The sequence below is a fragment of the Achromobacter deleyi genome (assembly GCF_902859705.1).
GTDB lineage: Bacteria > Pseudomonadota > Gammaproteobacteria > Burkholderiales > Burkholderiaceae_B > Achromobacter > Achromobacter deleyi.
Map to the genome: position 1 here is coordinate 283,764 of NZ_CADIJO010000003.1, position 13,540 is coordinate 297,303.

A 13,540-nucleotide genomic window follows, 5' to 3' on the forward strand; every position below is an offset into this window, starting at 1 on the left:
AGCCGGCCTTGCCCGCCTTAGTGCGAGACCGCCGCATCGACGAACGCAGCCAGATCGCTGTTGAAGCGTTGCGCTTCCTCCAGGAACGGCGCGTGGCCCGCCTTGTCATAGACCGTGCTGCGAAGGCCTGGATTCAAGCCTCTGGCACGCTCGATCGACGGCAACGCCTGCACCAGCGCATCGCGCGCGCCATAGATCAGCAGCAGCGGCTTGCGCATGCCGCCCACGCCGGCCTGGGCCGCGATCGACATCGACGGCACTGCGGCCACCATCTCGGGCGATGCCAAGGCCGCGTTGGCGAGCAGGCGCTGGAACGTGACCGGATCGGGCTGCGTATGGAAGCACAACGCCACAAAAGCCCGCTCGGCATCCAGGTGCGTCTTCAGGTCTGGCGACACCAGGTCGCGATACACGTCGGGATGGGGCGCGATCTGCGCCGGGTCCAGTTCGATCACGCCCCCGACATACACGGCGCCGGCGATGTGGCCATCACCATAGGCCGCCAGGTAGTTCGTCACGACAGCCGCGCCCAGCGACCAGCCCACCAGCACGGGGTTGCGCGCCCCTGACGCGGCCAGCACCGCCGCCAGGTCGTCCGCCCAGCGGCGGCCATCGGTATAGGCCGTTGCCGCCACCGGCTTGCCGGACAAGCCATGGCCACGCAGGTCATAGGTGATCAAGCGGTAGCGTTGCAGCTGCGGGCTGGCCACCTGGGCGTCCCAGCTGAGGCGGCTGCCCAGCAAGCCGTGTACGAACACGACGGGCGGGCCTTCGGGGTTGCCGGATTCCTGCACGGCCAGCGTGACGCCGTCGGGTGCCGTCACCGTGTATTGCCTGCTCAGGGCAGGCGATGTCGCGGCGACAGGCATGGCGGTGGCCTGCGTCGGCGCGGCCGGCATCATTGCGGCCTGTCCTATGGCCGGGGCCACCCCGACGCCAACCGTCAAGACAAACGCCGCCAGCGTCGGGCGCAAGCGATGAAAAAGCGAGTGATGCAGCATCAAGGCTGACTCCTGGATTCCATAAGGGGATTCCAGTCTCAACCCTCACACCGGTGTTAGAGTCAAGCCGTGTATTTCCCCGCCGGACGCCGTCCGCCCCGCCAGCCATGAAGCCCAAGCCCTCCGCCGCCCAGCCAGACAGCGCGGCCCCCCTTATGTCGATCGGGGCCCTTGCCCGAGCGACCGGCGCCAGCCTGCGCTCGATCCGCCACTACGACGACCACGGCCTGCTGGCGTCGGCCCGCGCCGACAATGGCTATCGCACCTTTTCAGCCGTGGCAGTGACGCAGGTGCGCCAGATCCAGCGCCTGATCGCCACCGGTTTCAGCCTGGCCGAGATCCAGAGCTTTCCCGACTGCATGCGCATGATCGAAGGGGCGGCGGCCTGCTCACAAACGTCAGAGACCCAACGCCAACGCCTGGCGTCGGTGGAAAAGCAGATCGCCGAACTTGAACGCCGCCGTGCGCGGCTGCGGCAAATGTTGGCGCAAGGCGCGTCGACGGCGCCAAAGTAACGTCATCCGCTGCCGGGTCCGGGCAGTGCCTCAGAGGGTCACGAACCCTTGCGGTCGTTCACGCCTGCAAACGCGGTTCCGCTTGCACGCAAGCCACCAGGAAATCCATCACCGCCTTGACCGACGGCGACCGGCGCAGGTCGGGATACACCGTCAGCCAGATGTCGCGCACCGGCGCCGCGCTATCGACCGGCAAGCGCCGCAAAGCGGCATCTTCATCGCCCACGATCGTCGGCAATACCACCGCCCCCACGCCGGCCCGGGCCGCCATCTGCTGCGCCGTCAGGTCGCTGGCCGAGAACACCACTGGCCGGTGCCGCCGGACCTGATGCAGCCAGGCCTGCTGCGGCAGATGATCGGCGCTGTCGTCGTAGGCAATGAAGCGCCACTGCTCGGGCGGCAGCTCGCTCATGGCCGCACTGGCGTACAGGCCGAAGCGCACCACGCCGATGCGCCGGCGCATCAACGCGTCTTCTTCCGGCCGCACCGTGCGCAGGGCGATATCGGCCTCGCCCCGATCCAGCGCCACCAGTGACAGCGACGGCAGCAGCACGACATTGAGCTTCGGATACTGCTCGCGCAGCGCGGCCATGCGCGGCGCGAGGCAGTGGCTGGCCAGCGACGGCGGCGCACTCACCTTGACCGTGCCGGCCACCTCGATAGAGGCCACGCGCGCCAACTGCGCGATGCCATTGCCGATGTCCTGCATGCCGCTGGCCAACCGGGCCAACGCCAGACCGTCCTCGGTCAATGGCCGGCTGCGGGGCAGGCGATCTACCAGGCGCAGGCCCAGCGACTTTTCCAGCGCATCGATGCGCCGCCCCACCGTCGCATGTTCGACCTGCAATTCGCGGGCCGCCGCCGACAGCGAACCGGTGCGCGCCAGCACCGTGAAGCAATACAGGTCTTGCCAATCGAACATCGGGTTATTCCTGCACAGATCAGGCGAACAATTGGGGAATTTTCTAACCTTTTCGCTGCTTTTACCATGCGGTCAGTCCGGATTCTTTCCCAGATTTCTCATCGCCGGTGCTTCCCAACCTGAACCGGCCTGCCTCATCAGGATCTTCCCATCCATGAAAGCCATCCTCATAGAAAGCTACGGCGGCCCCGATGTCGTGCAACTGCGCACCGACCTGCCCAAGCCCGTCGCCGCCCCCGGCCACGTCCTGGTCAAGGTCGCCTGCGCCGGCATCAACTTCATGGATGTGCACACCCGCCAGGGCAAATACGCCACGTCCGTCACCTACCCCGTGCGCCTGCCCTGCATCCTGGGCATGGAAGGCGCAGGCGAGGTCGTCGAAGTGGCTGAGGACGTCACCCACCTGGCTCCGGGCGACCGCGTAGCCTGGTGCATCGCCTGGGGCAGCTACGCGGAATACGCCAGCGTGCCGGTGTCCAAAGTCGCCAGGATTCCCGATGCCATCCCCTTCGACCTGGCCGCGGCGGCGATCTTCCAGGGTGCCACCGCCCACTACCTGGTCGAAGACATCGCCCGGCTGCAACCCGGCTGCAGCTGCCTCATCCACGCCGCCTCGGGCAGCATCGGCCAACTGCTGGTGCAGATGGCCAAACGCCGCGGCGCCACGGTCTTCGTCACAGGCAGCACCGCACAAAAATGCGCCATCGCCCTGCAACGCGGCGCCGACCACGCCTTGCCCTATGACGACGGCGGCTTTGCCGACCGCATCCGCGAGGCCACCGGCGGCCAGGGCGTCGACGTCGTGTTCGACTCGGTGGGCAAGGCCACCTTGCGCCACAGCTTGCGGGCCTGCCGCACCCGCGGCCTGGTCATCAACTACGGCAACGTGTCCGGCTCGGTCACCGACCTGGACCCCATCGAACTCGGCGAAGCCGGCTCGCTGTTCCTGACCCGCCCGCGCCTGGCCGACCACCTGCAGGACGGCGCCACCGTGCAGCGCCGCGCCGACGCCGTTTTCGGTGCCATCCTCGAAGGCTCGCTGCGTATCGACATCGAAGGCCGCTACGCCATGGACGAGGTGTGGCAGGTGCATGCCCGCATCGAGGCGCGCCAGCAGATCGGCAAGTCGGTCATGCGGATCGATGGCGGAGCGTGAAGCGGCCCGGCCCAAAAGAATTAGTGACACATAAAAGCGATCAATTTCTATATGCTCTCTCGAAGGCCACAAACGGGCGCTTCGGGGACACCGATCGTGCAATTCATACTGATGCTGGCGGGGATGGGCCTCGGCCTGGAACTGGACGGGTCCAACGAGGCAATCATCGCCGGCGGACTATTCGGCTTGATCATCGGCCAGGCCTTGGCGCTTCGGCAGTTGAAAGCGCAGCTGGCACGGCAGGACATCGCGCAGAAGCAGACCCTCGCGGCCATGGAAGCCGTCCAGCAGCGCCTGGCCCAACTGGATGACCGCAGCGTCGTCCCCGTGCCAGATCTTGAATCGGCCCCGGTTGCCGCGCCTGAGCCGAGAACGGCGCCGCGCGACGAGCACACCTCGCACCGGTTTACGGCGCCCCCGGCCGACGTTCAATCCGCACCCGCCGAACCGCTGACGGCCGCCCCCCTGACGCAAGCGCCGCCAGCGCTGCCCCTCGAACCGATCCCCGCACGCCCGCCCGTCAACGAACCGCGGCGCCCCAGCCTGGCGGAAAAAGCCTACGCCCATGCACGCGACTGGCTGCTGGGCGGCAATTCCGTGCTGCGCGTGGGCGCCGTACTGCTGTTCTTCGGCCTGGCCTTCCTGCTGCGCTACGCCACCGAAGGCATGGTGGTGCCGATCGAACTGCGCTATGCCGGCGTCGCGGCAGCCGCCCTGGTGCTGCTGGGCCTGGGCGGCTGGCTGCGCCCCCGCAACCGGCAGTACGCCTTGATGCTGCAGGGCACCGGCATCGCCGTGCTGTACCTGACCGTCTTCGCGGCCATGCGCCTGCATCCCCTGCTCGGCCCGGCAACGGCCTTCGGCCTGCTGGTGGCGGTGACGGTGTTCTCGGCGCTCCTGGCGGTCCGGCAAGACTCCCTGCCCCTGGCCTGCGCCGCCGCCCTGGGGGGCTTTGCCGCCCCCATCCTGACCTCAAGCGGCGATGGCAGCCACATCGCCCTGTTCAGCTACTTCGCCATCCTGAACGCGGGCATCCTGGCCATCGCCTGGTTCAAGGCCTGGCGCACGCTGAACGTGATCGGCTTTGCCGGCACCTTCAGCATCGGCCTGACCTGGGGCCTGCGGTCCTACACCCCGGCACTGCTATGGAGCACCGAACCGTTCCTGATCCTCTTCTTCGTGATGTACCTGGCCATTGGCCTTCTTTTCGCCCGCCGGAAACTGCGCGACCTTCCCGCAGCGCCCGCTGACGGTAGCCAACAGGCCCGCTCGCACTGGGCCGCCCACAAGAACGACTATGTCGACGGCACGCTGCTATTCGGCCCGCCGCTGGTCGGCTTTGGCCTGCAGGTGGCGCTGGTGCAGCATCTGGAATACGCAACGGCCTTCAGCGCGCTGGTGCTTGGCATTCTCTACATGAGCCTTGCCCGCTTTCTGCGCGGCGGTCGTGGCGCGTTGCTGGGCGAGGCCTGCCTGGTGCTGGGGCTGATTTTCGCCAGCCTGGCCATCCCCCTGGCGCTGGACGCCAACTGGACCGCCGCCGCCTGGGCGGTGGAAGGGGCCGGCGTCTATTGGCTGGGCCTGCGCCAGCCCCGCCCCATCGCTCGCGCCTTCGCCTTGCTCTTGCAACTGGGCTCGGCGCTGGCGTTCATCAGCGAACTGGATGCCGGCGGCGCCAGCCTGATCCACGGTTCGTGGCTGGGCGCCCTGATGCTGGGTGCGGCGCTGCTGTGCAGCTTCAACCTGCTGCGCACCACCCCGCCCACGCAGACGCACGCCTGGGAAAAGCCGATCCTGCCGCTGCTGGCATGCGCCGGCCTGGTCTTCCTGTATCTGCTGGCGCCCTTGTTCTTCTCGTACCAGGGCACCACCATCAGCTGGGCGCTGGCCGGGCTGGCCACCTTGCTCATTGGTCTGCGTTTGCCGTCGCGCACGTTCGTCTTCACCGCCCTGGCCGTGCAGGGCCTGGGCAGCCTGCTCTTTCTCTTGCAATGGCTGGGCATCGTCGGTGGCGCGTCCGCGGCCGCGATGGCGTCCTCGCCCTATCTGCCGGGCCGCCCCGGCAACCCCGCGCTGCAACCCTTCATCAATGGCCTGTTCTGGATGCCGATGACCCTGGCGCTCGCCGCCATGATCGGCGCATGGCGCCTGCACGCGGCCCACCGAGCCCGTTCACTCGCCTTGCCGGATCTGCCCCGCCTGTCCGTCTCGCTGCTCGCCTGGGGCGCCGCGTGGTGGACCCTGGCGCTGACCACCGAAGTGCTGCGCTTCGCCCCCACAGAACTCATCGCCACGCTATGGCTGGGCGCCGCCGCCTTGAGCGTGGCGCTGTGGACCGGGCTGGCGCGTCGCCTGGACTGGCCCGCGCTGGGCGCGCTGTGCTGCGCGCTCATGCCGGCAGCAGCCCTGGTATTGCTCTTGACCTGGCAGCCGCACGGCCACCCCGCGGCAAACCTTGGCTGGCTCGCGTGGGCCGCGGTGTTCAGCGTGCACTTCCTGTCGCAACGCCTGCTGGCGGCGCGCATGCCGACATGGGCGGCCAGCGCCGCCCATGTCCTGGGCTGCTGGCTGCTGATCGGCGTGCTGACGCTGGAACTGCGGTATGGCCTGGTGTTGGCATCCCCGCCGGGCAGCGCGTGGCGCTGGCTCGGCTGGGCCATCCTGCCCAGCCTGTACCTGGTACTGATGACCTCGCCACGCGCCTGGCCATGGCCCGTATCCACCCATGCGCGCGAGTATCGACGGCTTGCCCCACTGCCGCTCGCCGCGCTCACGCTGGGCTGGTTCTGGCTGGCCAATATCGCCAGCGCGGGCGACGCCGCGCCGTTGCCTTACGTACCGCTGCTCAACCCGCTGGATATCGGCTTGCTGTTCGCCCTGTTCGGCGTGGTCAGGTGGTCGCGTAGCGCGCAGGGCCAGGCCGCCCTGTCGCTGAACCCCAAGGGCATCAAGGGGTCTTTCGTGTACCCGGCCATCAACCTCGACGCCATTGCCGGCGTGTCGTTGTTCGCGTTCTTGACCGCCGTCGTGATGCGCACGGCCCACCATTGGGCAGGCATACCCTACGAACTGAGCGCCTTGCTCGAATCCATGCTGGTGCAGGCCAGCCTGTCGCTCGTCTGGACCCTGATCGCCCTGGGCCTGATGATCGGCGGCCACCTGCGCCATCGCCGCACCGTCTGGCTGGCCGGCGCGGCACTGATCGCGGTGGTCGTCGCCAAGCTGGTCTTCGTGGAACTGAGCAACAGCGGCGGCCTGGCACGCATCGTCTCGTTCATCGGCGTAGGCGCCTTGCTGCTCGTCGTCGGCTACTTCGCTCCGCTGCCGCCCAAGCGTGCCGACACGGCGGGCGGTGTCGAAGCTGGCGGTTCGCCATGAGGCCGGCATCATCAAGCCAGCATCGTCAGGTCCGCATCATGAAGGCGCCGTCATGAAATCATCCTGCCCGCCATCGCCCACCACGCGGCGCGCGCCATTGACGTTGCGCTGCGCCCTGCTCATGGCCAGCACGCTCTTTGCGTCCCAGGCCAGCGCGGCAGGACAACCGCCATTCGACCCGCCCACTCCTGCCCCAAGCGAATCACTGACGCCAATCCGCATTCTTGCCGCTTCCCCCGCCTGCCCCGTCACCACCCGCAGAAGCGGCGGCAAGGTCGACGACATCTACTGGACCCAAGGCCCCTACAACGCCCGCGTCGACACCGACGAAGTCGATCACTACGTCGACCTGAACCTGGTCGTCAAAACCTCCGGCTACCACCCCGGCGACTGCATCGAAGCCACGATCCAGGCCGACGACGGCCAGGACGTCGCAATGGAAACCAAAACAATCGTGCTGCGCGCCCGGGTCAACGAAATCGGCTACGCCTTCTTCGAAGCCCCGATGCGCCGCTATACGGTGATCCTGAGGTGATGCGGTTCACCCACCCTTGGATACCTCGCGCGATCAGCCCACAATTGACCACCCACACGGGCACAAGGAGAACACCATGGACAACGTGTATGTTTGCAAGTCCGATCAGGGCCACGCGGCGCACCAGCCCAAAATCACCACCCGGTCAGTTGGCCTTGTTCGGCTTGATACCTCGGAAGCCAATCGGTCCGGTACTCCCACGGCCACCAAGACTGCCTGGGACACTTGGTTCGAAGGCGAGGCAGTCACTGCCGACTATCTGACCGATAACAAGTAGCTCAAACGTCAAAAGCCGTGCGAAGTAAACAACGCGCGAAGCGCGCAGACGCAAAAAAGCCGGCCCGCTTTCGCGATACCGGCTTTCAGCTAAAAGTGTCGGGAAACACTTTCAAGAATTCGACCACTTCAAGTGGTCGGGGCGAGAGGATTCGAACCTCCGACTCCTGCGTCCCGAACGCAGTACTCTACCAGGCTGAGCTACGCCCCGAGTCTTACTACTTACTACTTCGACTTCGTTGCGCTCAGTGCAACCAAATCATTTTTCGCTTTCCACCAAAGGGCTTGGGGGTTCCAAGATCCTCGGGTTTTGGTGAACTTCTTTCGCTGCCTTTCGGTTAGCGATCTCTATTCACCGCGAAAGCGCAGAATTCTAACAGAGAATTTAGAAAAGGGGAAACGGGGTAGTTCGACAGGGCTTCGCGGGCGCGATCCGCCTCGGCCACGGCGGCCTGGCGGGCGTGGTCCAGCGCGTCGGTCGCCTGGATGGCGGCGGCCACGGCGGCGAAGTCGGCGTCGCCCGTCTTGATGGCGTCGCGGATCAGTTGCTGCTGCTCGGGCGTGCCCACTTCCATCACGCGGATCAGCGGCAGCGTGGGCTTGCCCTCGCGCAGGTCGTCGCCCACGTTCTTGCCCAGCGCGGTGGCGTCGCCGCTGTAGTCCAGCACGTCGTCCACCAACTGGAAGGCCGTGCCCACATGACGGCCGTAGGCGGCCGCGGCGGCTTCCTGCTCGGGCGTGGCGCCGGCCAGCACCGCGCCGACCTGGGCAGCGGCCTCGAACAGTTTGGCGGTCTTGTAGCGCACCACTTGCAGGTAGCGTTCCTGCGACACGTCCGGGTCGTGCACGTTCAAGAGCTGCAGCACCTCGCCCTCGGCGATCACCGTGGTGGCCTCGGACAGGATGCTCATGATGCGCATCGAGTCGGCCTCGACCATCATCTCGAACGAGCGGGAATAGAGATAGTCGCCCACCAGCACGCTGGCGGCGTTGCCGAACACCGCGTTGGCGGTCTCGCGGCCACGGCGCAGGTCGGATTCATCGACCACGTCGTCGTGCAGCAGCGTCGCGGTATGGATGAATTCCACCACGGCGGCCAGCAGCTGGTGATGCGTCCCTTCATAGCCCAGGGCGCGCGCCACCATCAGCACCATCGCCGGGCGCATGCGCTTGCCGCCCGCCCCAATGATGTAATCGCCGATCGTACGGATCAGCACCACATCGGAATTCAGCCGCTCGCGGATAACCGCATCGACGGCTTTCATATCGTCAGCTATGGGGGCAATGAGCGCGGGGAGATTCAAGACGTATCCGGAGTGTGAAACGAGCCGCATGTAACAGCTCTTACCGCTGGGCCCGCCGGGATGGCAGGGGGGATTCGACCAACGATTATACGGGGTGTCACGAACCGTAGCCGGGCCTCGTCGCCCCTGCGCCCAGGGGCCGGACGGCACAACGCCCAGCGCTTGCGGCCCCATGATCAGACCCCGTTATTTGACGCCACCCTGGCCTGTCCGCGGCGCCCACGCGACACCTAAGCCCTTACCCTGCAAGCGCTTTTTGACTTTTCCCCAGCCCCACGCTAATATCCCGGATTCGGTCAGTGATGGCCGAATTACGTCGGTGAATTACGCACTACGCGCTTAGCGAAATGCCTGGCGGCCCCACGCAAATTCTGCATCGCAGAATCTGCGCGAGGCCCCCGCCCGGCATCAGCCAGCCAGAACATCCTGGCCCGGCAATCTCTCTATAGCAAGTACCGCCAGCCCAGCAGGGCCGGCTGCGAATAAGCCCATTTACCTATTTAAGGAATACCCCATGTACGCGGTCGTAAAAACCGGTGGCAAGCAGTACCGTGTTGCCATTGGCGAAAAACTCAAGATAGAACAGATACCGGCAGACATTGGGCAAGAAATCACCCTGGATCAAGTGCTGTCCGTGGGCGAAGGCGACCAACTGAAAGTTGGCACGCCCCTCGTCTCGGGCGCCGTGATCAAGGCAACGGTTCTTGCGCAAGGCCGCCACGACAAGGTCAAGATCTTCAAGATGCGCCGTCGCAAGCACTACCAGAAGCGTCAGGGCCACCGTCAGAACTACACCGAAATCCGCATCGAAGCCATCACGGCTTAAGAAGCGACTCGGTACCACATTAGCAGGAGCTAAAAATGGCACAGAAAAAGGGCGGCGGCTCTACGCGAAACGGACGCGACTCAGAATCGAAGCGTCTGGGCGTCAAGGCTTTCGGCGGTGAACTGATTCCCGCTGGTTCGATCATCGTGCGTCAGCGCGGTACCCGTTTCCACGCTGGCGTGAACGTCGGCATGGGCAAGGACCACACCCTGTTCGCGCTGATCGACGGCAAGGTTCAATTCGGCTTCAAGGGCGCGTTGAACAAGCAAACCGTTTCGATCGTCGCCGCCGAGTAATCGGCAATCGCGTCCGCGGCCCACGCGGCGGACGCAGCACGATCCGGCACACGGCAAGGTCGCCCCGGCGACCTGCCCCACGCCAGAACGGCAAAAGCCCTGTCGCACGCGGCAGGGCTTTTTTCCTTCCAGGCCAGCGCCATCGCGGCGCAGCCTCTAAATTCATACACGCGCAGACATCATGAAATTCGTAGACGAAGCCACCATTGAAGTCGTCGCCGGCAAAGGCGGCAATGGCGTGGCGAGCTTTCGCCGCGAAAAATTCATCCCCAAAGGCGGCCCGGACGGCGGCGACGGCGGACGCGGCGGCACGATCTACGCGGTCGCCGACCGCAACATCAACACGCTGATCGACTTCCGCTACGCACGCCTGCACCGCGCCAAGGGCGGTGAAAACGGCCGCGGCTCGGACCAATACGGCGCCGCCGCCCCGGACATCACGCTGCGCGTGCCCGTTGGCACCATCATCCATGACGCCGAAACCGGCGAAGTCCTGTTCGACCTGAACACGCACGACCAGAAGGTCGTGCTGGCCGCCGGCGGCCAGGGCGGCATGGGCAACATCCACTTCAAGTCCAGCCTGAACCGCGCGCCCCGCCAATGGACGCCCGGCAAGGAAGGCGAACACCGCTACCTGCGCATGGAACTGAAGGTGCTGGCGGACGTGGGCCTGCTGGGCCTGCCCAACGCCGGCAAGTCCACGCTGATCACGCGCATCTCGAATGCCAAGCCGAAGATCGCGGACTACCCCTTCACCACCCTGCATCCCAACCTGGGCGTCGTGCGCACCTCGCCGTCGCGCAGCTTCGTCGTGGCCGACATTCCCGGCCTGATCGAAGGCGCCTCCGAAGGCGCGGGCCTGGGCCACCTGTTCCTGCGCCACCTGGCGCGCACCCGCGTGCTGCTGCACCTGGTGGACGTGTCCACCCCCGATCCGGACGCCGATCCCGTCGAGCAGGCCGTCAATGACGCGCGCGCCATCGTCGAAGAACTGCGCCGCTACGATCCGGAACTGGCTGACAAGCCGCGCTGGCTGGTCCTGAACAAGCTGGACATGGTGCCCGATCCCGAAGACACCAAGCGCCGCTTCCTCGAGCTCTACGACTGGAAGGGCCCCGTGTTCGCCATTTCCGGCCTGACGGGCGAAGGCACGCAGGACATGCTGTACGCGCTGCAAGACTACCTGGACGCCGAGCGCGAAAAGGAACACGTGTCGCAAGACCAGGCCGACGGCACCTACGTGGCGCCGGACCCCCGCTTCGACGACAAGCGTTCCGACGCCGACAAGCCCGCCGCGCCGCGTGGCGGTGACGAATAAGCCATAATCGCAGTCCTTCCGATTACGTCTTTTCTCGCCGCAGCCGGGCCCCAACATGTCTGCTGAATCACCCGCCGTTTCCGTCGTCACCCACGCCCAGCGCCTGGTCGCCAAAGTCGGCTCGTCGCTGGTCACCAACGAAGGCCGCGGCCTGGACCGCGCCGCCGTCGCCCACTGGGCCGCGCAGATCGCTTCCCTGCACAAGCAGGGCAAGCAGATCGTGCTGGTTTCCAGCGGCGCCATCGCCGAGGGCATGGCGCGGCTGGGCTGGCGCAAGCGCCCGTCGGTCATGCACGAGCTGCAGGCCGCCGCCGCGGTAGGCCAGATGGGCCTGTGCCAGGCCTATGAAGCCGCCTTCGCCGAATACGGCCTGCGCACCGCGCAGATTCTGCTGACCCACGAAGACCTGGCCGACCGCCACCGCTACCTGAACGCGCGCAGCACCATCTTCGCGCTGCTGCGCCTGGGCGTGGTGCCCATCGTCAACGAGAACGACACGGTCGTCACCGACGAAATCCGCCTGGGCGACAACGACACGCTGGGCGCCCTGGTCACCAACCTGATCGAAGCCGACACGCTGATCATCCTGACGGACCAGCGTGGCCTGTACGACTCGGACCCCCGCAAGAATCCCGACGCCAAGTTCATGGCGCATGCGCAGGCTGGCGATGCGTCGCTGGAAGCCATGGCGGGCGGCGCCGGCAGCGGCATCGGCACCGGCGGCATGCTGACCAAGGTGCTGGCCGCCAAGCGCGCCGCGCACAGCGGCGCACACACCATCATCGCCTCGGGCCGCGAACCCAATGTGCTGACCCGCCTGGCACAAGGCGAATGCATCGGCAGCGAATTGCGCGCCGTGCTGCCGGTGTGGTCTGCCCGCAAGCAATGGCTGGCCGACCACCTGCGGCTGCGCGGCCGCGTGGTGCTGGACGACGGCGCCGTGCAGGCGCTGCTGCGCGAAGGCAAGAGCCTCTTGCCGATCGGCGTGGTCGAGGTCGAAGGCGAATTCGGCCGCGGCGATGTCGTCGCCTGCGTCGACAGCCAGGGCCGCGAATGCGCCCGCGGCCTGATCAATTATTCGTCGGCGGACACCCGCCGCATCTTGCGCCAGCCCTCGTCGCAGATCGCCCGCATCCTGGGCAGCATGACCGACCCCGAGCTCATGCACCGCGACAACCTGGTGGTGCTCTAGCAAGCCACTGCGCAGGCTGGCATGCGCCAGCCTGCCGCCCTCTTCCTGCCGCCCTATTCTCCTCGCGTTCCCTTGCTGGCTTTGGGCTGCACCCGCCTGACGGCCTGCTACTAGCCCGGCTCCGCCCCGCCCTGCGGCAGCAGCATGTAGCCCCACCCCCGCACCGCCAGCACCGGCAATTCGAAATTGCGCCGCCGCGCCTTGGTGCGCAGACGTGACACCAGGACATCCACGCGCCGCGCGCCGTCCTGGGGATCCCGCGCCGCGTCGGGAAAGAACCCTTCGCGATGCAGGCATTGGCCCGGCGCGCCCAGCAAGCTGACAAAAAAAGCGCGCTCGGTGTGCGTCAAGGGCAGGCGTTCGCCATCCGGCCCGGCCAGCATGCGGCCCGGCGCATCGACCCGCCATTGCGGCCGCGCGACGGGTGCAGGACGCCCGCCGCGGATCAGATTGCGCAGGACGGCGTCCCACTCTTCGTCCGTGGCATTGGATGGCACACACGCATGCGCACCGGCATCCAGCGCGGCGATACGCGCTTGCGGGCAATCGGAAGCAGGCTGCCACACCACGGCGGCCGCAGGTGCCGCGATGCGCAGCGCCAGGATCAATGCCGGCAGATCCTGCCCTGCGCCGAAGACCACCACGGCCTCGGCGCAGGTGTGACGCAGCCGCGCCAGCAGATCGTCGGGCGACTCGCACAGGCTGACCCGCCAATGAAATTGACGTAAGGTATGCACGAAGTTATTGCACGCCATTCCATCACGTTGCACGACGAGGACGTGACCTATTTCCTGCATGCGATCGTCTCCCCGAACTTATCA

The 13,540-nt window shown here is 66.5% G+C and carries 13 protein-coding genes and 1 tRNA gene; 9 read left to right on the top strand and 5 right to left on the bottom strand.

All coding sequences use genetic code 11. The annotated features are described in order from the left end of the window. Positions 1–17: 17 nt before the first annotated feature. Positions 18–899, bottom strand: coding sequence for an alpha/beta fold hydrolase (locus HV798_RS06310; protein ID WP_425486126.1), 882 nt, complete (start codon positions 897–899; stop codon positions 18–20). A 257-nt stretch (positions 900–1,156) separates the two neighbouring features. Between HV798_RS06310 and HV798_RS06315 the strand changes: the two genes are divergently transcribed. Further along, on the top strand, positions 1,157–1,516 hold the full coding sequence (locus HV798_RS06315) for a MerR family transcriptional regulator (RefSeq protein WP_025138407.1): 360 nt from the start codon (positions 1,157–1,159) through the stop codon (positions 1,514–1,516). A gap of 58 nt (positions 1,517–1,574) precedes the next feature. Here HV798_RS06315 and HV798_RS06320 read toward each other — a convergent pair whose 3' ends face one another. Continuing rightward, entirely contained in the window at positions 1,575–2,438 is an 864-nt protein-coding gene (locus tag HV798_RS06320) for a LysR family transcriptional regulator (protein WP_175191603.1), read from the bottom strand. Positions 2,439–2,592: 154 nt separating this feature from the next. On the opposite strand from HV798_RS06320, the gene HV798_RS06325 reads away from it, so the two are divergent. The 4 genes from HV798_RS06325 to HV798_RS06340 all read left to right on the top strand — a co-directional run bounded on the left by HV798_RS06325 (position 2,593) and on the right by HV798_RS06340 (position 7,784). Continuing rightward, a complete protein-coding gene (locus HV798_RS06325) occupies positions 2,593–3,594 on the top strand; it encodes a quinone oxidoreductase family protein (RefSeq protein WP_175191602.1) in 1,002 nt (333 codons plus the stop codon). 96 nt (positions 3,595–3,690) lie between these two features. Beyond that, a complete protein-coding gene (locus HV798_RS06330; RefSeq protein ID WP_175191601.1) occupies positions 3,691–6,972 on the top strand; it encodes a DUF2339 domain-containing protein in 3,282 nt (1,093 codons plus the stop codon). Between the two features lie 52 nt (positions 6,973–7,024). Further along, positions 7,025–7,507 carry a hypothetical protein gene (locus HV798_RS06335; protein WP_175191600.1) on the top strand — a complete coding sequence of 161 codons (483 nt, stop codon included), beginning with the start codon at positions 7,025–7,027 and terminating at the stop codon, positions 7,505–7,507. A 76-nt stretch (positions 7,508–7,583) separates the two neighbouring features. Beyond that, entirely contained in the window at positions 7,584–7,784 is a 201-nt protein-coding gene (locus HV798_RS06340) for an AbrB/MazE/SpoVT family DNA-binding domain-containing protein (protein ID WP_175191599.1), read from the top strand. A 133-nt stretch (positions 7,785–7,917) separates the two neighbouring features. On the opposite strand, the gene HV798_RS06345 is transcribed toward HV798_RS06340, so the two are convergent. Together HV798_RS06345 and ispB are read right to left on the bottom strand one after the other, a co-directional pair. Beyond that, positions 7,918–7,994: transfer RNA gene (locus HV798_RS06345), tRNA-Pro, on the bottom strand. Between the two features lie 127 nt (positions 7,995–8,121). Then, positions 8,122–9,087 (bottom strand): octaprenyl diphosphate synthase, encoded by a 966-nt coding sequence (gene ispB, locus HV798_RS06350; RefSeq protein ID WP_175191598.1) that lies wholly within the window; start codon positions 9,085–9,087, stop codon positions 8,122–8,124. Positions 9,088–9,601: 514 nt separating this feature from the next. Between ispB and rplU the strand changes: the two genes are divergently transcribed. The 4 genes from rplU (at position 9,602) to proB (ending at position 12,719) form a co-directional block, all read left to right on the top strand. Then, positions 9,602–9,913, top strand: a complete 312-nt coding sequence (gene rplU / locus HV798_RS06355) for a 50S ribosomal protein L21 (protein WP_025138401.1) — start codon at positions 9,602–9,604, stop codon at positions 9,911–9,913. A 35-nt stretch (positions 9,914–9,948) separates the two neighbouring features. Further along, on the top strand, positions 9,949–10,209 hold the full coding sequence (gene rpmA / locus HV798_RS06360) for a 50S ribosomal protein L27 (protein WP_006216229.1): 261 nt from the start codon (positions 9,949–9,951) through the stop codon (positions 10,207–10,209). 181 nt (positions 10,210–10,390) lie between these two features. Then, entirely contained in the window at positions 10,391–11,527 is a 1,137-nt protein-coding gene (obgE, locus tag HV798_RS06365; RefSeq protein WP_175191597.1) for a GTPase ObgE, read from the top strand. A gap of 55 nt (positions 11,528–11,582) precedes the next feature. Next, positions 11,583–12,719: a glutamate 5-kinase gene (gene proB / locus HV798_RS06370; RefSeq protein WP_025138399.1), complete on the top strand. Its 1,137-nt coding sequence runs from the start codon at positions 11,583–11,585 to the stop codon at positions 12,717–12,719. 110 nt (positions 12,720–12,829) lie between these two features. Here the strand turns inward: proB and HV798_RS06375 are convergent, their stop codons facing one another. After that, positions 12,830–13,456 (bottom strand): winged helix-turn-helix domain-containing protein, encoded by a 627-nt coding sequence (locus HV798_RS06375; protein WP_246288598.1) that lies wholly within the window; start codon positions 13,454–13,456, stop codon positions 12,830–12,832. Positions 13,457–13,540 lie beyond the last annotated feature (84 nt).

Excerpts from the sequence above, each read along its gene's own strand:
- HV798_RS06310 (WP_425486126.1), bottom strand. The coding sequence starts at position 899 with ATGCCGGCCGCGCCGACGCAGGCCACCGCCATGCCTGTCGCCGCGACA.
- HV798_RS06315 (WP_025138407.1), top strand. The coding sequence starts at position 1,157 with ATGTCGATCGGGGCCCTTGCCCGAGCGACCGGCGCCAGCCTGCGCTCG.
- HV798_RS06320 (WP_175191603.1), bottom strand. The coding sequence starts at position 2,438 with ATGTTCGATTGGCAAGACCTGTATTGCTTCACGGTGCTGGCGCGCACC.
- HV798_RS06325 (WP_175191602.1), top strand. The coding sequence starts at position 2,593 with ATGAAAGCCATCCTCATAGAAAGCTACGGCGGCCCCGATGTCGTGCAA.
- HV798_RS06335 (WP_175191600.1), top strand. The coding sequence starts at position 7,025 with ATGAAATCATCCTGCCCGCCATCGCCCACCACGCGGCGCGCGCCATTG.
- HV798_RS06340 (WP_175191599.1), top strand. The coding sequence starts at position 7,584 with ATGGACAACGTGTATGTTTGCAAGTCCGATCAGGGCCACGCGGCGCAC.
- rplU (WP_025138401.1), top strand. The coding sequence starts at position 9,602 with ATGTACGCGGTCGTAAAAACCGGTGGCAAGCAGTACCGTGTTGCCATT.
- rpmA (WP_006216229.1), top strand. The coding sequence starts at position 9,949 with ATGGCACAGAAAAAGGGCGGCGGCTCTACGCGAAACGGACGCGACTCA.
- obgE (WP_175191597.1), top strand. The coding sequence starts at position 10,391 with ATGAAATTCGTAGACGAAGCCACCATTGAAGTCGTCGCCGGCAAAGGC.
- proB (WP_025138399.1), top strand. The coding sequence starts at position 11,583 with ATGTCTGCTGAATCACCCGCCGTTTCCGTCGTCACCCACGCCCAGCGC.